Origin of the sequence: Streptomyces cavernicola (assembly GCF_029968035.1) — a bacterium.
In the GTDB taxonomy this organism is placed as follows: Bacteria; Actinomycetota; Actinomycetes; order Streptomycetales; family Streptomycetaceae; genus Streptomyces; species Streptomyces cavernicola.
Genome location: NZ_JASCIQ010000008.1, coordinates 102,002 through 119,390, shown reverse-complemented (window position 1 = coordinate 119,390; position 17,389 = coordinate 102,002). Strand labels below are relative to the sequence as shown.

At 70.7% G+C, this 17,389-nt stretch carries 14 protein-coding genes; 4 read left to right on the top strand and 10 right to left on the bottom strand.

The window, feature by feature from the left end:
• Positions 1–16: 16 nt before the first annotated feature.
• Together QIS96_RS09960 and QIS96_RS09955 are read left to right on the top strand one after the other, a co-directional pair.
• Positions 17–421, top strand: a complete 405-nt coding sequence (locus QIS96_RS09960; protein ID WP_282542100.1) for a BlaI/MecI/CopY family transcriptional regulator — start codon at positions 17–19, stop codon at positions 419–421.
• Positions 418–1,353, top strand: coding sequence for a M56 family metallopeptidase (locus QIS96_RS09955; RefSeq protein WP_282542099.1), 936 nt, complete (start codon positions 418–420; stop codon positions 1,351–1,353). Before QIS96_RS09960 ends, QIS96_RS09955 begins: the two co-directional genes overlap by 4 nt.
• Before the next feature lie 124 nt (positions 1,354–1,477).
• Here QIS96_RS09955 and QIS96_RS09950 read toward each other — a convergent pair whose 3' ends face one another.
• Positions 1,478–3,766 carry an MMPL family transporter gene (locus QIS96_RS09950; RefSeq protein ID WP_282542098.1) on the bottom strand — a complete coding sequence of 763 codons (2,289 nt, stop codon included), beginning with the start codon at positions 3,764–3,766 and terminating at the stop codon, positions 1,478–1,480.
• 66 nt (positions 3,767–3,832) lie between these two features.
• Here QIS96_RS09950 and QIS96_RS09945 point away from each other — a divergent pair, with 66 nt between their 5' ends.
• Positions 3,833–4,444: a TetR/AcrR family transcriptional regulator gene (locus QIS96_RS09945; protein ID WP_282542097.1), complete on the top strand. Its 612-nt coding sequence runs from the start codon at positions 3,833–3,835 to the stop codon at positions 4,442–4,444.
• Positions 4,445–4,656: 212 nt separating this feature from the next.
• On the opposite strand, the gene QIS96_RS09940 is transcribed toward QIS96_RS09945, so the two are convergent.
• The 4 genes from QIS96_RS09940 to QIS96_RS09925 form a co-directional block, all read right to left on the bottom strand.
• Positions 4,657–6,180 (bottom strand): catalase, encoded by a 1,524-nt coding sequence (locus tag QIS96_RS09940; protein WP_282542096.1) that lies wholly within the window; start codon positions 6,178–6,180, stop codon positions 4,657–4,659.
• A gap of 141 nt (positions 6,181–6,321) precedes the next feature.
• Positions 6,322–6,471, bottom strand: a complete 150-nt coding sequence (locus QIS96_RS09935; RefSeq protein ID WP_282542095.1) for an FAD-dependent oxidoreductase — start codon at positions 6,469–6,471, stop codon at positions 6,322–6,324.
• Positions 6,472–6,555: 84 nt separating this feature from the next.
• A complete protein-coding gene (gene exaC / locus QIS96_RS09930) occupies positions 6,556–8,079 on the bottom strand; it encodes an acetaldehyde dehydrogenase ExaC (RefSeq protein WP_282542094.1) in 1,524 nt (507 codons plus the stop codon).
• A gap of 131 nt (positions 8,080–8,210) precedes the next feature.
• Positions 8,211–9,473, bottom strand: a complete 1,263-nt coding sequence (locus QIS96_RS09925; protein WP_282542093.1) for a GAF domain-containing protein — start codon at positions 9,471–9,473, stop codon at positions 8,211–8,213.
• Positions 9,474–9,763: 290 nt separating this feature from the next.
• On the opposite strand from QIS96_RS09925, the gene QIS96_RS09920 reads away from it, so the two are divergent.
• Complete coding sequence (locus QIS96_RS09920; RefSeq protein WP_282542092.1) at positions 9,764–10,135, top strand: DUF6479 family protein; 372 nt, start codon at positions 9,764–9,766, stop codon at positions 10,133–10,135.
• Between the two features lie 62 nt (positions 10,136–10,197).
• On the opposite strand, the gene QIS96_RS09915 is transcribed toward QIS96_RS09920, so the two are convergent.
• From QIS96_RS09915 to xylB, 5 genes are all read right to left on the bottom strand, one after another.
• The gene (locus QIS96_RS09915) at positions 10,198–11,847 is read right to left on the bottom strand and encodes an FAD-dependent oxidoreductase (RefSeq protein ID WP_282542091.1); all 1,650 of its coding nucleotides are present in this window, start codon (positions 11,845–11,847) and stop codon (positions 10,198–10,200) included.
• Positions 11,848–12,103: 256 nt separating this feature from the next.
• Entirely contained in the window at positions 12,104–12,730 is a 627-nt protein-coding gene (locus QIS96_RS09910) for an N-acetylmuramoyl-L-alanine amidase (protein ID WP_282542090.1), read from the bottom strand.
• Positions 12,731–12,997: 267 nt separating this feature from the next.
• Positions 12,998–14,446: an FAD-dependent monooxygenase gene (locus QIS96_RS09905; RefSeq protein ID WP_282542089.1), complete on the bottom strand. Its 1,449-nt coding sequence runs from the start codon at positions 14,444–14,446 to the stop codon at positions 12,998–13,000.
• Positions 14,443–15,645: an MAB_1171c family putative transporter gene (locus QIS96_RS09900; protein WP_282542088.1), complete on the bottom strand. Its 1,203-nt coding sequence runs from the start codon at positions 15,643–15,645 to the stop codon at positions 14,443–14,445. The genes QIS96_RS09905 and QIS96_RS09900 overlap by 4 nt, the downstream gene beginning before the upstream one ends.
• 85 nt (positions 15,646–15,730) lie before the next feature.
• A complete protein-coding gene (gene xylB / locus QIS96_RS09895) occupies positions 15,731–17,266 on the bottom strand; it encodes a xylulokinase (protein ID WP_282542087.1) in 1,536 nt (511 codons plus the stop codon).
• Positions 17,267–17,389: the final 123 nt, after the last annotated feature.

Genomic DNA, 17,389 nt, shown 5'->3' with positions numbered 1-17,389 from the left:
GGAGAGCACCGGTACCATGCCGGAAATCGAGCGGAGGCGCAGCGTGTGGAATCTGGGGTCACTGGAAGCCGAGGTGATGGAACGGCTGTGGGCCGCCAGTCGGCCACTGCCGGTCCGTGACGTGGTCGACGCGATGAACGCGGAACGCCCCGCGGCGCTGGCGTACACCACCGTCATGTCGACGATGTCCAAGCTCAACAGGAAGGGCTGGCTCGATCGCACGCGGCACGGCAAGCAGTACCTGTACCACCCGCGGGAAACGCGCGAGGCCTGCACGGCCCGGCTCATGGCGGAGGCACTCAGCGGCAGTGGCGACCCTGAGTCGGTGATGCTCCACTTCGTCGAACGTGTCGCCGCCAGCGAATCACCGGATCTCCAGGCCGCCATCCGCCGTGCACTCGGCGACGAGGACGGCGCATGACGGGTGCAGCGTTCCAATCGGTGTACCTGCTGGTGACGGCAGTGCTCGCGCCCCGGCTGCTCGCGCGGGCGCGCTGGCCGATCCCCGCGCCCCGGCTGGCCATCGGTCTGTGGCTCGGCATGATCGTCTCGGTTCTGGCCTCGATCGTCTTCTTGGGGCTTGAGCTCGCAGGCACTGCCGTACACGCGCTGATCTGGCAGTGCTGCGTACGCTGGGTCGCCCATCTTTCTTCGGACGGCCTCAGGCTGCTCATCACCGTGGCGGGGGCCGCGATCGCAGTCGGAGTGCCGCTGAGGGTGAGCACGGTGCTGTTGCGCAACCACGTGCGTTGGCGCCGTCGTCAGCAGAACCACGTCGCCGCGGTGGACCTGCTGGGCCGCCGAGTCGGCCTGCGTGATGCTTCCGCCGTAGCCATCGACCACGCGTGCCCGGCCGCGTACTGTGTGGCGGCCCACGGCGGGCGCATTGTCCTGACGACAGCGGCCTTGAAGATGTTGTCGAAGGCCGAGCTGGCAGCGGTGATGGAACACGAGAGGGCCCACCTCCGTGGCCGCCACCACTACATCACCTGCTTCACCGGCTCCATGGCTCACGCACTGGCCTGGGTTCCCCTCTTCGCGGAGGCCAAGGGGGCCGTCGCCCGCCTTGTGGAGATGGCGGCGGACGACGCCGCCGCGCGACAAGTCCGGGCGGATGTCCTGGCCCGCGGACTCGCCAGGCTTGCCGCGGGCCGGGTCGAGAACGCTGCGGTGGCCGGAGCGGGGGCGTTGTACGCCTCTGGCGGGGACGTGGCCGAACGCATCAACCGGCTCCTCGACACGGGCACCGCCTACGGTTCCAAGTCGGCGTACGGAGCCGGGGCTTGCTGGATGCTCGGACTGGTGGCGACCCCGTCGGCAGTACTCGTCGCCACGGTGAGCCTCTGGTGCTGAGCGCCGCGATGCAGTGACGTGATGCAGTGCCGCGATGCAGCGAAGCGATGCAGCGCCGCGATGCAGTAGAAGAGGGCCGGCCCCCGGGGGCCGGCCCTCTGTCCGTTCAGCGCCTCGTAATGGGCTACTGCGTCACACGCTCGCGCGATTCGCTCACGGCGGGGGCGCCGCCGAGTTCACCGGAGGACGCCGTGTCCCGCTCCTCGTCGGCTGAGGGACCGTGGCTGAAGCCGATCTTGTCGTGCAGGCGTCGCAGGGGGCCCGGCGCCCACCAGTTCGCGCGGCCGGCCAGCCGCATGAACGCGGGAACGAGCAGGCCACGGATGACGATCGCGTCCATCAGGATGGCGAGGGCAGTGCCCAGGCCCAGCATCTTGACGTGCGTGACGCCGGCGCTGACGAGCGCCACGAAGAAGATGGCCAGCAGCGCCGCCGCCGCGGTGATCAGACGGCCGGTGCTCTCCAACCCCCGGGCCACCGCTGCCTCGTTGTCGCCGGTGCGGTCGAACTCCTCCTTGATGCGGGAGAGAAGGAAGACCTCGTAGTCCATCGACAGGCCGAAGATGACGCAGAACATCAGAATCGGCATCGTGACGTCGACATAGCCGGTGACGGTGAAGTCACCCGTGAGCCATTGCAGGTTGCCGTCCTGGAAGACGTACACCATGGCCCCGTATGTCGCGGTGAGGCTGAGCAGGTTCAGGACGATGGTCTTGAGCGGCATGATCACGCTGCCCGTGAACAGGAACAGCAGCGTGAAGGTCAGCATCGCGATGATCAGCACAGCCCAGGGCAGGGCGGACCAGAGGCTGTCCAGGGTGTCGGCATAGGTGGCCGCCGTGCCCGCGACGAGTGCCGCGGTGCCGGCGGGAGGCTGTGCGTCCCGCACCTCGCCGACCAGGTCCTTGCCGGCTTCCGAGTAGCCCTCCACATCGGTGGTCAGAGCCAGCCAGGCTCCGTCCGCTTCGGTGAACGTCTTCTCCGCGCCCGCTGCGGGCGGAGCGATCTGCTTCCCGTCCCGGAAGCTGCCGGTGGCCGTGTCCACACGCTCGACGTCCGCCACATCGGACAAGGCGGTCGCGTAGTCGGTGAGTTCGCTGTCGGACGGCCGTGCATCGGGAAGGACGACCTTCAGGTCCCGGCCGGTCGGCGTGGAGAACTCCGTACGCACGGCATCGCCCACCTGGGCGGCGGCCAGATCCTTGGGCAGCGCACGGTCGTCGGGCAGCCCGAACGACGCCTTGGTGAAGGGCATGACCACGATCGCCAGGACGACCAGGACAACGGCGAGCACGGGCAGCGGGCGTCGCATGACAGCCGTGGCGAGACGGTGCCAGAAACCCTCCTCCGGGCGCTTCTCCTTCTTCGGCCCCCGGCGGAGCTTCGCCATCAGGTCGAACTTGTCGATCCGGCCGCCCAGGGCAGCCAGCAACGCCGGCAGCAGCACCAGCGCTCCGAGCGTGGCGAAGAGCACCACACCGATGCCCGCGTAGGCGAAAGACCGCAGGAAGTACAGCGGGAACACCAGGAGCGCAGCCAGGGACAGCAGCACGGTGACGGCGGAGAAGACGACAGTCCGTCCCGCTGTACGAAGCGTCGCACGCAGCGCTGTGGCGGTCTCGGCCCCCTTCTTCAGCTCCTCCCGGTACCGGCTGATGATGAAGAGTGAGTAGTCGATGGCAAGCCCCAGGCCGAGCGCCGTGGAGAGGTTGGCCGCGAAGATCGATACGTCCGTCACCTCGTTGAGCAGCCGCAGCACGGCAAGCGAACCGACCACGGAGAAGCCCGCCACCGCGAGGGGCATGAGCGCGGCCATCCCCGATCCGAAGACCAGCACGAGCAGCAGGATGGTGATCGGGATCGCGATGCCTTCGGCCCGAGCGAGGTCGGTGGTGATGCGCTCCGAGCCCTGGCGGTTGAATTCCGCCCGGCCGCCCGACTTCACCGAGAGCACCCCCTGCTCGCCGGTGACGCGAGGAGCGAGGCGTTTCGCGGTCTTCAGCGCCTCGTCGTCGTCCCCGCTGAGGCGGGCGAGGATGAGGGCCGACCGCCCGTCCTCCGACCGCAGTTCGTCGGCCGCCGGTCCGCCCGTCCAGTACGAGGAGACCTCGGCGACGCCGTCCTGATCGGTGAGCTCACGGGTGAGATCGCGGCCGGCGGCCTCGGCTTCGCCGCTGTCGACCTGCCCCGGTGCCCGCGCCACGAGGATGAAGTTCGGTTCGCCCGTGTCGAAGCGCTCGCGCAGCACCTCCTCGGCGATCGACGACTCCGCCTTCGGATCCTCGAAACCGCCTGCCGAAAGAACCTTCATCGCCGGGGAAGCGATCGCTGCGGCGATCGCGAACCCCAGCACAGCGATCACGAAGACGAGGCGGCGCCGGCGCATGGCCAACGACGCGAGACGGACAAACATCTAACCCCCCGAAGGTTTCATTCTTAGAGATGGCAACATACCGAGAGTATGTAATAACCTGCGGTCATGACTGTCAAGACGCGTCGCCAGGAGTACGTCGAGGCCACCCGCACGGCACTGCTGGACTCGGCAGGGCGCCTGTTCACGGAGAAGGGCTTCGCCCACACGTCGCTGGACGAGGTCGCCGCTTCCGCGCGCGTCACCAAGGGGGCGCTGTACCACCACTTCTCCAGCAAGCAGGCACTCTTCGAGCACGTCCTGGAGGGCGTCAACGAGCGGATCGCCGAAGCCGTGATGAGCGCGGGCGGCAACGCGGACGACCCGTGGGAACGCATGACGAGCGGCCTCGACGCATTCCTCGACGCCTGCCTGGACGACGAGTACCAGCGCATCTGCCTTCAGCAGGGGCCTGCGGTGCTCGGCTGGGAGCGGTGCCGCGAGATCGAGGCGCGCATGATGGGGCTGCTCGATGCGATGCTCGCCGAGCTGGCGGACAGCGGCGCCCGTCTCACCCCCAGCCCCCTGCTGACTCGCGTCCTCTTCAGGATGGTCAGCGAAACGGCGCTGGCCATCGGTGAGGCGGAGGACAAGAAGGCCGCGAGGGCGGAGGCGGGGGAGCTGGTGACGGGGCTGTTGGCTTCGATTCTGCGCGGAGCGCCGACTGCGGACGAAGGCTGACGCAGGGCCGGCCGCTCACCTTGGCATCCAGGTCGGTGGCCCCGCCCCGTCGCGCACGGTGGTCAGCGGCGTGCGCAGATTGAACTCCGCGTTGATGCTTGGGCCGCGTCTTCGCGAGGCTCACTCCCCTCGAAGACGCGGCCCGCGGGCAAGCGCCAAGCGCACGCGAAGTGCGTTCGGTCAGTGCCCAGGCTTTGCGTTCGGCTCAGTGCCTACGCTTTGCGCTGCATGTCGCGGCGGGCAGGGTTGCCCTGTTCCGCGGCCTTGGGGTCCTTCTCGCCGGCTTTCGCGCGGACTCCGTCCTCGATGCGCTTGCCGATCGACTCGTCGATGTTGGACCAGTACTCGAAGGCCCGCAGCAGGACCGGCTCGGTGACGCCGTTGAGCAGGTGGCCGACGACGTTGTCCACCAGGCGGTCTCGTCCGTCGTCGTCCAGGACCTCGCGTACGAGGGTTCCGGGCTGGCCCCAGTCGTCGTCCTCCGCGTGGGAGACGTACGCGGCGCGCGTGATGTCGCCGTCGGCGTGCCAGCTCGGCGGGCTGCCGAAGCGCTCGGTGTCGGCGGCGGGCCCGCCCTTGGAGTTCGGGGCGTACACCGGGTCGCTCGTCTTCCGGTACGCCATCGCCCCGTCCTTCGAGTACGTGTGGACGGGCACGATCGGCGCGTTGACGGGCAGCTGCTGGTAGTTGCCGCCGATGCGGTGGCGGTGCGCGTCCGCGTACGAGAACAGGCGGGCCAGCAGCATGCGGTCCGGGCTCGGGCCGATCCCCGGGACCAGGTTGTTGGGCTGGAACGCCGCCTGCTCGATCTCGGCGTGGTTGTCGGTGGGGTTGCGGTCAAGCGTCATGCGGCCGACCGGGATGAGGGGATAGTCGCCGTGCGGCCAGACCTTGGTGAGGTCGAACGGGTTGAACCGGTAGTTCGCCGCCTCCTCGTACGGCATGACCTGCACGTGCAGCGTCCACGACGGGAAGTCCCCGTCCCGGATGTGCTCGAAGAGGTCACGCGTGTGGTAGTCCGTGTCCGCAGCAGCCATCTGGTCGGCTTCATGCTGCGTGAAGAACTCGATGCCCTGATCGGTTTTGAAGTGATATTTCACCCAGAACCGCTCACCGGAGGCGTTGATCCACATGTACGTGTGCGAGGTGTAGCCGTTCATGTGGCGCCACGTGCGCGGGATGCCCCGGTCGCCCATCAGCCAGGTCACCTGGTGCGCGGACTCGGGGGACAGGGTCCAGAAGTCCCACTGCATGTCGTGGTCGCGGAGGTTGCTGTCCGCGCGGCGCTTCTGGGACCGGATGAAGTGCTGGAATTTCATCGGGTCCTTGATGAAGAACACCGGTGTGTTGTTGCCGACCATGTCGTAGTTGCCTTCGCTGGTGTAGAACTTCACCGCGAAGCCGCGCGGGTCGCGCCAGGTGTCCGGGCTGCCGCGCTCACCGGCGACCGTCGAGAACCGTACGACCAACTCGGTGGTGGTGTCCGGCTGGAACAGCGCCGCCTTCGTGAACCGGCTGACGTCGTGGGTGACTTCGAAGCGGCCGAAAGCTCCGCTGCCCTTGGCATGCGGCTGACGCTCGGGAATCCGCTCACGGTTGAACTGCGCCATCTGCTCGATCAGGTACGAGTCCTGCAGCAGGATCGGTCCACCCGGCCCGAGAGTGAGCGAATGCTCATCGCTCTCCACGGGGGTGCCGGAGTCGGTCGTAGTCGGTTGAGGAGTGGGGTCACTCATGATCGAGTCCTTCGCTGTGGGGCCTGCTGCGCTTGGGGCTCTGGGGGACAGGCCACCGTAGGGTGTGGGAATTGGCCTCCCCTTTTGCCGGCTCCGGGTCACCCAGGGCCGCTCCTTCGGGTGACACGGCGGCCGAGTGGGCTATCCGGCCCTCAGCACTTCCCGGGCGGCGCGAATCCCGGACTGCAGCGCACCCTCGAAGTACCCGACGTACTCGATCGCAGTCTCGGTGCCGGCCCAGAGGATCCGTCCATCGGGTGCACGAAGCGCTTCGCCGTACGTGCACCCCACGCAGATCGGGCTCCAGCTTCGATGGGCTGAGCAAGAGGCGCCTGGCGGGCAGAAGCCCAGCTCAGGCGCCTCTTTTCTGTTCCCCTAGAAGAACCCGAGCTTGTCCGGCGAGTAGGACACCAGCAGGTTCTTCGTCTGCTGGTAGTGGTCCAGCATCATCCGGTGGTTCTCGCGGCCGATGCCCGACTGCTTGTAGCCGCCGAAGGCCGCGTGCGCCGGGTACGCGTGGTAGTTGTTCACCCAGACCCGGCCCGCCTGGATCGAACGGCCCGCCCGGTAGGCGGTGTTCATGTCGCGGGTCCAGACACCCGCGCCCAGGCCGTACAGCGTGTCGTTGGCGATCTTCAGGGCGTCGTCGTAGTCGTCGAACGGGGTGACCGAGACGACCGGGCCGAAGATCTCCTCCTGGAAGATCCGCATGCGGTTGTCGCCCTCGAAGATGGTCGGCTGGACGTAGTAGCCGCCCGCCAACTCCCCGTCGTACTCGATGCGTTGACCGCCCGTGAGGACCTTCGCGCCCTCCTGCCGGCCGATGTCGAGATACGAGAGAATCTTCTCCAGCTGGTCGTTGGAGGCCTGCGCGCCGATCATCGTGTCCGTGTCCAGCGGGTGGCCCGGCACGATCCGCTCCGTGCGGGCCACGGCCGCGTCGAGGAACTCGGCGTAGTGACCGCGCTGGATCAGGGCGCGAGACGGGCATGTGCACACCTCGCCCTGGTTGAGGGCGAACATCGTGAAGCCCTCAAGTGCCTTGTCGCGGAAGGCGTCGTCGCGCGCCCACACGTCGTCGAAGAAGATGTTCGGCGACTTCCCGCCCAGCTCCAGGGTGACCGGCTTGATGTTCTCCGAGGCGTACTGCATGATCAGCCGCCCCGTCGTCGTCTCCCCGGTGAACGCCACCTTCGCGACCCGCGGACTCGACGCCAGCGGCTTGCCCGCCTCCGCGCCGAAGCCGTTGACGATGTTCACCACCCCCGGCGGCAGCAGATCCGCCACCAGGTCCAGCCACACATGCACCGACGCCGGGGTCTGCTCGGCCGGCTTCAGGACCACCGCGTTGCCCGCCGCGAGCGCGGGCGCCAGCTTCCAAGTCGCCATCAGGATCGGGAAGTTCCACGGAATGATCTGCGCGACCACCCCGAGCGGCTCGTGGAAGTGGTACGCGACCGTGTCGTCGTCGATCTCGCTCAGCGAGCCCTCCTGGGCGCGCACCACGCCCGCGAAATAGCGGAAGTGGTCGATGGCGAGCGGAATGTCGGCGGCCAGCGTCTCCCGTACCGGCTTGCCGTTCTCCCAGGACTCGGCGACCGCGAGCGGTTCGAGATTGGCCTCCATCCGGTCGGCGATCTTGTTGAGGATCTGCGCGCGCTCGGTCGTGGACGTACGCCCCCACGCGGGCGCGGCCGCGTGCGCGGCGTCGAGCGCGCGCTCCACGTCCTCCGCGGTGCCGCGGGCGATCTCCGTGAACGTCTGACCGTTGACCGGGCTGGGATTCTCGAAGTACTGGCCACGGGCCGGCGGCACGTACTCGCCGCCGATGTAGTGGTCGTAGCGCGGCTTGTAGGACACGAGGGCGCCCTCGGTGCCGGGCGCGGCGTAACGGGTCATCTCTGCGGGCCTCCCGGGAACGGCCACCCACCGTCGGGCAGCGCTCTGCCGCGGAGACTAGGGACGCGGAGGTTGCAACGACGTTGCCCGTTGCCCGTTGCCCGTTGCCCGTCGCCGTCGGGGTCGAGGCCTCACGCCCCCGACTGCTCCGCGTCCAGTTCCGCCCGCCGGGCGCGCGCCGCCGCATGCTCCGGCGTGCCCGCCCGCGTGACCGCCACCAGCGCCTGCCACACGCCGAGATCGTCCCCGCCCCACCTGCTGTACGCCCAGTCCGCGAGGAGCTGCGGATCGGACCGCTCGATCAGCGCGTCCCGCAGCGACCGCTCCAGCCGGTGCCGCAGCCGCGCCACCTCGGGCGCCTGCGACAGCGGAAGCAGCGGACCGCTGTACGCGCCCACCGCACCGGACACCGAACCCGCCGCCAACCGCCGCTCCGCGAGCAGGAAGTCCGCGTCGACCGGAGCCGTGAACCGGTACGGACGGGACGCGAGCAGCTCGCCGCCGAGCAGTGAGCGCAGCCGCGACAGCTCCGCGCGCAACGTCACCGGCGACATCGACTCGTCCTCGTACAGACCGATGAGGAGCTGGTCCCCGGTCAGGCCCTCCGGATGCCGCGCGAGGAGTACCGCGAGCTCGCTGTGCCGCCGGCTCAGCCGGGTCTTGCGGCCGTGCGCGACGAGCAGCGCCTCGTCCCGGCCCAGGGCGTACAACTCGACGGTCTCACGGTTCGACTGCCGCCGGTCCAGGGCGAGTTGGGCCTCCGCGGCCCGCGCCACGGCCTGCACGAACGCCAGGCTCATGGGCTCCGCGAGCCGGTCGCCGCCCGTGATGTCGACCGCGCCGAGCAGCTGCCCCGTGTGCGGATCGTGCACCGGCGCCGCCGCGCACGTCCACGGCTGCACCGGCCGGCTGAAGTGCTCGGCCGCGAACACCTGGACGGGCCGGCCCACCGCCACGGCCGTGCCCGGCGCGTTCGTGCCCATCGCCGACTCCGCCCAGCGCGCGCCCGGCACGAAGTTCATACGCCCCGCAAGGGCCCGGGTCGCGGAGTGCCCCTCCACCCAAAGGAGCCTGCCGTGCACGTCGCACACCGCGAGGAGATGCTCCCCGTCCATCGCGAAGGTGCTCATCAGCTCCCGGAACAGCGGCATCACCCGCGCCAGCGGATGCTGCGCCCGGTACGAGCCCAGGTCCCCGTCGACCAGCTCGACCCGCGCCGTGCCCTCGGGGCTGACCCGCGCTCTCGCCGAGCGCCGCCACGAGTCGGCCACCACCGACCGCACCGGGCGGGCGACGGTCCCCGCCGACGTGAACGCCGAGTGGGCGCGGCGCAGCATCCGCACCCGCTCCACGCGGTCGGTGCCCGGCTGGAGTGCCACCCACGGATCGGTCAACTCTGCCTCCCTGAAAGGGCCGTGCGCATGCAGTCATCGTGGCCTCGCGGGTGCGGGCCGACAACCGTCATGACAACAGAAGTCGTGACCGGACGGTGATGATCCGGTCACTCGGGGTCCACGGTGCGCGCCGCTGCCGAATATCGGGGGAGGAGTAAAATGAAAGGTCGAACAGCGTTGGAGAATGCCCCAGAACGCCTGGCGAGCAGAGCGGATTCGCAGATCCCCCGAGTTGACCCGAGTTGATTGCGGGAGGTGTGAAGGCGCCCGGAATCCGGGCGTCCGCCATCATGATCACGGCAACGAGTGAACTGTTGGACCTGGCCGCTTCCAGCGGCGCCGTCGGGCGTATCGCCGCATTCATCGGTGGCATCGTCGTCGTCGGTGGCCTGCTCGGAGCCTTCTGGCTGGGCAATCGAGTAAAAGACCGGGAGCCGCACCGACCTCGGCCGGAGGAGCAGCCGAAGCTGCCCGATTCCGGACCGGTCCGGGAGATTCGGGAAATGCGGGAAGCGGACGAAATGCCCGTGGCGAAGGAGGAGAGCGAACGGCTCATGCCGTACGCACTGCACGCCACCAATTCCAAGAGAGCGAAGGATCAGAAACCACGCCGCTGGACTCCGGGCATGAGCGGATCCTTCGGCAGCGGCGGCCTCCGCTAGGCCCAGCAGGCTAAGCCCAGCAGCAGGACACGAACTCCCCGATCACTTCGGAGGCCGGCCGGTCACTCGGCCGGATCCGCGAGATCGGGGAGTTCGCGCTGTCGCAGCGGCCGCGTGGCCGGACCCTGCAGCACCGAGCCGTCCGTGCCGAACCGGGAGCCGTGGCAGGGGCACTCCCAGGTCTGCTCGGCGTCGTTGTAGTGCACCAGGCAGCCGAGGTGCGTGCAGCGCGCGGAGACCGCCGTGACCTCCCCGGTGTCGTCGCGGTGCACCGCGCACGGCTTGCCGCCGAGCCGTACGACCGCACCGCCGCCGCGCGGGACGTCCGCCAGCGAAGCGGCCTCGCCCGTGTGCAGCCGGTCCCCGACGAAGTGCCCGGCCACGGACGCCTGCTGGGCGGCGGCATGGCCCGCGTCCCGCACCGGCGGCAGTCGACGCGGGTCGTACAGCTCGGTCCAGGCAGGGCGCGGCCCGCCCACGATGTGCGCGGCGAGGAGGCGGCCGGCCATGACGCCGTTGCTCATGCCCCAGCCGCCGAACCCGGTGGCCACATACACATGTTGGCTGCCGGGATGTGCGTGGCCCACATAGGGCAGTTGGTCCACGGAGTCGTTGTCCTGCGCGGCCCAGCGGTACACGCTGTCCGCCTCGGCGAAGCCCGGCAGGCTCGTCCGCGCCCACGCGTCGAGCCGCTCGAACCTGTCCCGTACGTCCCCGGCGCCCGGTTCGAACGCCTCTCCCGTGACGACGAGCAGCCGCCGCCCGCTGTCGTACGGGGCGCTGCGCAGCGAACGCGTACGGTCCTCCGGGGTGATGAACATGCCCACGGGCGCCGCTTCCGTCGGGACGGGCGCCGCAAGGACCAGCTCGCGCCGGGGTTCGAGGAGCGTCAGCAGGAGCGTGCGGTCGAAGACCGGGTAGTGCGTGGCGATCACCACGTCCCGCGCGGTGACCGTCACGCCCCGGCCACCTGTCTCCCCGCCACCGCTACCGGTCTCCCCGAGGTCGCCACCGCCGCTGTCACCGGTCACCTCCCCGCCGTCTCCCGGGTGCTCGACGGTGAGGCGGCAGCGGGTGGCGTCATGCAGGGCCGTGACGCGGGACCGCTCGTGGATCCGCCCGCCGGCCGCCTCAATGCGCTCCGCGAGCCCGAGCAGGAACTTCCTTGGGTGGAACTGGAGTTGACCGTCCACGCGGACCGCGCCCGCGACCTCGAAGGGCAGTTCCGTCTCCGTCACGTACGACGCGTCGAGCCCGGCCCTGCGCGCCGCGGCCGCCTCCGCCTTCAGGTCGTGGACGCCCTCCGGATCCCGCAGGTACGTGAGCGCGGGGGCGCGTTCCAGGTCCGCCTCGATGCCCAGCTCGGCGCAGAGCGCCACGATCCGGTCGACCGCCTCCTGCTGCGACTGGCCGTACAGATATGCCGTCTCGCTCCCGTGCTCCGCCTCCAGGCGCGCGTACTTGAGGCCGTGCGCGGCGGTCACCTTGGCCGTCGTGTGCCCGCTCACGCCCGCCGCGATCCGGTCCGCCTCCAGGACGACCACGTCGAGGCCCGCGCTCACCAGCTCCCAGGCGGTGCAGAGGCCCGCGATGCCGCCGCCGATCACGGCCACGTCCGCGGTCAGGTCGGACTCGGGCGGCGGACGGTCGGCGCCGGGCGCGGTGACCATCCAGTACGACGCGTCCACGGTCGGTCGTTGCTGCGTAGCCATGTCGTCCCCTGACGGGTCTCCGCGCGTGCGGGCGGTTTCCGCGAGTACGGACGGTCTCCGCGCGTGCGGGCGGTTTCCGTGCTGCAGGCGGTTTCCGTGCCTCTGGAACGGCAAGGGGCGCACCCTCAGTGTGGGTGCGCCCCTTGAAAACCGCCGCTGTGCGTGGCTCGGTTCAGGTCCGCTGTCCGCACCCTCCTCATCGTGGCACGTTCGCACATGCGGTGCAGCATGGTCGATCACGGTGCGTGAAGGACCCCTACAGGGAGTTGACGAGGTCCATGTAGTGGTCCCAGTCCCAGTTCGGCCCCGGGTCGGTGTGGTCCGCGCCCGGCACCTCGTTGTGCCCGATGATGTGCTCCCGGTCCTTGGCGATGCCGTACGTGGCGCACAGGTACGCGGTGAGCTCCGCCGACGACGCGTACATGGCTTCCGTGAACCACTCCGGCTGGTCCACCCAGCCCTCGTGCTCGATGCCGATGCTGCGCGTGTTGTAGTCCCAGTTCCCGGCGTGCCAGCCGACGTTCCGGTCCCGCACGCACTGCGCGACGTGCCCGTCCGCCGAGCGCACCACATAGTGCGCGGACACCTGCGCGTCCGGGTTCTGGAAGATGCCGAGGGTGTCGGCGTACGTCTCCTGCGTGACGTGCACGACGACGAAGTCGATCGGGTACGTGAGCGGCCGGTTCGACGCCGTGTAGTTGGAGCTGCTGGCCGGGACCCACTCGGCGTCCGGGTAGTCGGCGGGGCGCCGCGACTGCCTCGGCACGACGTCGGCGCGGGCGTCGGGGAGGAGGAGGGCGGTGGGGACGGCGGCGAGGGCGGCGCCCTGCAGCAGCCGGCGCCTGCTGGGGCCGCCGGTGGGGACTCTGCGTGCGCGGTCCATGGGTGACCTGCCTTTCCTGTGGGGGAGTTCAGGTGCGGGATGTGCTCCTCGGGGGTGGTGCGGTCGGAACGTGCCGTGACGGCAGCCAGGCGCGGTCCGTCAACGACCGCTCTGGTGGCGGAAGTTGACGGACACGTGTGCGCCCCCATGTTGTGCCCGCCGGAAACGCCCGCTACGCGCGTACGCCAGGGATCCACGCGCAGGCAGCCAAGCGAAAACAGCCCCTACGCGCGCGTGCCCCCGCCCCTCCCGCTCCGAAAACAGCCCCTACGCGCGCGTGCCCCCCGCCCGCGGCGTCTCCGGCAGGTCCCCGTCGCCGTACACCGACGCGCGCTCCTCGTCCGTCAACGGCGGGCCGGTGAGCGGCTCTTGGCGCGGGCCGCGCAGGGCCGTGAGGACCAGCGCGGGGCGGAACAGGCCCGTCGCCGGGGCCGACAGCGTCATGACCTCGAGCAGGCTGCGGGCCGCGTACGGCCGGGCCGTCGCCGTGGACGTCAGCCGGTCGACGTACCGCTGCCCCGCCCGCTCCAGGAACGTGGGCCGCTTCCCGGTCGCCTCCGGGTAGAGCACGTCCTGCCCGGCCGCCATCTGCCAGGCCATGTCGATCGGCCCGGCCACGGCACGCTGCGCCCGACGCGCGAGGCCCAGCGCCTGCGGCCCGTTCCTGCGCAGCTCCGCCCGCAGCGCCAGCACCCCCTGCGCCGCCACCGACATGCCGTGCCCGTACACCGGGTTGTACGTCGCCACCGCGTCCCCCAGGGCGACGAAACCCTCCGGCCAGGCGCGGCACTTCTCCAGATATCGGCGCCTGTTGAACGTACTGCGCGACAGCGTCACCTCGTCGTCCAACGGCCGCGCGTGCGCGATGAGTTCGCCGACAACCGGGTCCCGCACCTCGCGCGCGAACCGTTCGAACGCCTCCGGCGCCTGCGGAGGATGCGCACCGCGCGTGCCGCACAGCGTCACCAGCCAGCGCCCGCCCTCGACCGGCGCGATGATCGAACCCCGTCCGGGCTCCCCGGTGTTGGCCCGCGGCTGCACATTGACCAGCGGGAAATCCTGCACCCCCGGAGGGGCCTGGTAGAGGCGGCTCGCGTAGAGGACCCCGGCGTCCACCTCCGCCTCACGGACCGGGCCGATCCCGATCCCGGTGAGCCACTGCACCGCGCGCGTGCCCCGGCCCGAAGCGTCCACCACGAGATCCGCGGGCAGCTCCTGCACGCCCGCGCCGGGAGAGTGCACCCGCACCCCGCGCACCCGTCCCGCCGAGCCCAACAGGCCCGTCACCACGGTCCGTTGGAGCAGCCGCACCTGCGGCAGGGCGAGAGCCCGGCGGCGGATGCAGAAGTCGAGCAGGTCGCGGCTGCAGGAGATCAGGAACTGCATCTCCGTGCCGCCGCGCCGGAACCAGCCCTGCGGCGTCATCGACACCAGCGCCGACGGCAGCGGTATGCGCCGCGCCCCCGCGGCCGTCCAGTCGTCGAGGACGCCCGGTAACAGGCTCTCCATGGCGCGCGCTCCACCCGACCACAGGATGTGCGCGTGCCGGGCCTGCGCGAGGGACTTGCGGGGCGACGGGCTCTGCGGCAGGGCGTCGCGTTCGACGACCGTGACCTCGTCCAGGTGCTCGGCAAGCGCGGCGGCGGCCAGCGTGCCGGTCAGGCCGCCGCCGATCACCACGGCACGGCGGGGGCGAGGGCGGGGAACGGTGCTCATACGTGTTGTCCTTCTTCTTCGGCCGCCTCCCGGCGGAACCGGGCCACGACCGTCGATCGGCGCATGGCCTGCGAGATCCTGCGCAGATCGGCCTCCGCGGCCGGGACCGCCCCGGAGGACCGACCCGCATGTGCGGCATCGTCACGGACCTGTTCCTGCCGGTCCGCTGCGACACCTTCGAGCCGCGCGGCCACCGCGATCATCGCGGCCGCCCCCTCTACCTCGGCGTCCCGCTCGCTGCGCCCGTCGAGGAGCGCCGCCTGCGCCGCCTGTGCGCGGACCCGCGCGTCCAGGGCGGGGCCGAGCCGCAGCAGCGCGTCATGGATGGCCGTCTCGCGCTGCATCACCCGCAGCGTGAGGGGCGCGAACAGGCCGAGCGGCACCTCGCGCGTCCCGCCCGCCGAGGACGCCTCCAACTCCCGGAGCAGCGGCCCCAACTGCCGGTACGCGCGCCAGTCCCGCCATTTGCCGACCACCTGAGGGCCCGCCATCGGCAGCAGGAAGCCGGCCGGGCAGAGCGTCCCGCCGACGGCCGCGAGCGGCGGCCCGATCGACGTGCTGAGCACATCCCAGTCGACGCCGTACCAGCGCGCCACCACCGCCGTCAGCTTGCACACCGCGTTGCCGAGCGTGATCGCGAAGGCGTACACGAGCAGCAGCAGACCGGCCCGCAGCCACCCCGTGGCCTTCCGCGACCAGCGCAGGCAGAGCACGCTCATGCCCACGCAGAACGCGCCGTGCGCCACCAGGTAGAGCAGGATCATCTCCCTGATGTACGGGGAGTTGGCGTAGTACGTGTCGAAGTCCTGCAGCCGCTCCACGGGCGCGTGGCCCAGGAAGAACAGCACGAACAGCGAGCTGGACACCACGAGGAAGCCCGCCGCGCACCAGCCGCTGACACGCCGCACCGTGGCCTGGTCGCCGCTGTGCCAGCAGATCAGCAGCACGAAGCAGGAGGCGCTGAGCGCGCTGAGGATCGAGTACGTGACGGGCGCGGCCAGATTCGGAATGTTGGAGGCCGAGTTGACGATCTCGATCGTCGGGGGCGCCGCGAACGTGAACACCAGACCGGCCAGCAGGATCAGCGTGCACAGCGACCAGAGCAGCGGATCACGCCAGTTCCGGATCAGGGCAGGCAGTTTCAGGGCAAGGGCGAAGCCGAGGACGTATGCCGGTATGTAGTAGTCGCCGGGGCTCACTCGGTCTCTCCCTGGTGCGTGATCTGGCGCGCAGCGCGCTCGGAGGAGCCTCTCTCAACCGGTGGCGCTTTGACCAGGCCCGGTCTCATCCGACGGTCGAACGAGCGTCGCTGCCAAGGCTGTTGTCGTCGCCACTGTCGCTACCGTCGCCTTTTACGCCGCCTGCTGAGCCGAGCAGCGGCTCCGCCCCGTCGAGCACTGCGGCGAGCCGCTCCAGGGTCTCCTCGTCGCGCCGCACCGGCTCCAGGAGCGGCCCGCGCGCCGTGTCCCAGCGGCGGGCCACCGCCGCCGGGTCCTCGCCGGTCAGGAGCCCCGCCGCCTGCGCGGCCGCGCCGAGCGCCACCAACTCCCGGGCCTGCGGCACCTGTACGGCCCGACCGGACAGCCGGCGCACGGTCTGCTGCCACGCCGTGCCGCGCGCCCCGCCGCCGATGAGCAGCAACGGCGCGCCCGCACCCGTACCTGCATCCGTACCGGACTCGCTCGGCTTGTCTCCCAGTACGAGATCAAGCGCCCTGAGGAGCGCGAACGCCGCGCCGTCGTACGCCGCCTGCAGCAGTTGCCCGCCGCTGGTGTCGTGCCGCAGGCCGTGCAGCAGCCCGGACGCGGCAGGCAGGTCGGGGGTGCGCTCACCGTCGAGGAACGGCAGGAACGTGACCCCGCCGCCGGGTTCGACCGCCTCCCGGTCGAGGCCGAGCAGCGCCGCCACACGGTCCGCGGCCAGCGTGCAGTTGAGGGTGCAGGCCAGCGGCAGCCAGTCACCGCGCGCGTCGGCGAAACCCGCCACAGTGCCGGAGGGGTCCGCCGGACGGTCCCTGGACACCGCGTACACCGTGCCCGAGGTGCCCAGGCTCAGCACGGGCGCACCGGGGAGCAGACCGAGCCCGAGGGCGGCCGCAGCGTTGTCCCCGGTGCCCGCCCCCACCAACACCCCCTCGCGCAAGGGGAGTTCCGCATGCCGCCGTACGGTGCCCGCAGCCTCACCCGGCCGCAGCACGCGCGGCAACAGCGCAGGGTCAAGGCCGACGGCTTGCAGCACGTCACTGTCGTACGCCTCAGTGGCGGAGGCCCACCAGCCGGTGCCGGAGGCGTCGCCGCGGTCGGTGGTCGCCTCACCGGTCAGCCGCTCGGTGAGGTAGTCGTGCGGCAGCCGCACCGCTGTGGTGGCGGCAGCGGCGGCGGGCTCGTGCTCGCGCAGCCACGCCCACTTGGGCGCCGTGAACGCCGCCCCCGGCACGCTCCCGATCCGCCCGGCCCACCATTCGGCGCCGCCCAACTCTGCGACGAGCCGGGCCGCTTGAGGCGCGGAGCGTACGTCGTTCCACAGCATCGTGGGCCGCACCGGCCGGCCGTCCGCGCCGAGCGCCACGAGCCCGTGCTGCTGCCCGCCCACCGACACGGCCGCCGCCTCACGCGCGGCGTCCCCGCACTGCCGCAAGGCGTCGACGAGCGAGTCCCACCACTCCTCCGGATCGCTCTCGCGGGCGGCTCCGGAGGACACCTTGTGCGGCGCCTGCCCGCTCGCCACGACCCGCCCGGTGGCCGCGTCCACCACGAGCGCCTTGGTGGACTGCGTGGAACTGTCCACCCCCACGACAAGCGGTCCACCGGCTGCTGACATGACGGCTCCGATCGCGAGACGGCCTGACCGCCCGGATACTAATGCGGCCCACCCCACGGGGAAACGCCCGGGGCACGGTCCCGAAAATCACCCCTGCCTCGCAAACTCCCGCCCCCAGCTGCC

Coding starts and splice junctions, on each gene's coding strand:
- QIS96_RS09960 (WP_282542100.1), top strand. CDS start 17: ATGCCGGAAATCGAGCGGAGGCGCAGCGTGTGGAATCTGGGGTCACTG.
- QIS96_RS09955 (WP_282542099.1), top strand. CDS start 418: ATGACGGGTGCAGCGTTCCAATCGGTGTACCTGCTGGTGACGGCAGTG.
- QIS96_RS09950 (WP_282542098.1), bottom strand. CDS start 3,766: ATGTTTGTCCGTCTCGCGTCGTTGGCCATGCGCCGGCGCCGCCTCGTC.
- QIS96_RS09945 (WP_282542097.1), top strand. CDS start 3,833: ATGACTGTCAAGACGCGTCGCCAGGAGTACGTCGAGGCCACCCGCACG.
- QIS96_RS09940 (WP_282542096.1), bottom strand. CDS start 6,180: ATGAGTGACCCCACTCCTCAACCGACTACGACCGACTCCGGCACCCCC.
- exaC (WP_282542094.1), bottom strand. CDS start 8,079: ATGACCCGTTACGCCGCGCCCGGCACCGAGGGCGCCCTCGTGTCCTAC.
- QIS96_RS09920 (WP_282542092.1), top strand. CDS start 9,764: ATGATCACGGCAACGAGTGAACTGTTGGACCTGGCCGCTTCCAGCGGC.
- QIS96_RS09915 (WP_282542091.1), bottom strand. CDS start 11,847: ATGGCTACGCAGCAACGACCGACCGTGGACGCGTCGTACTGGATGGTC.
- QIS96_RS09910 (WP_282542090.1), bottom strand. CDS start 12,730: ATGGACCGCGCACGCAGAGTCCCCACCGGCGGCCCCAGCAGGCGCCGG.
- QIS96_RS09905 (WP_282542089.1), bottom strand. CDS start 14,446: ATGAGCACCGTTCCCCGCCCTCGCCCCCGCCGTGCCGTGGTGATCGGC.
- xylB (WP_282542087.1), bottom strand. CDS start 17,266: ATGTCAGCAGCCGGTGGACCGCTTGTCGTGGGGGTGGACAGTTCCACG.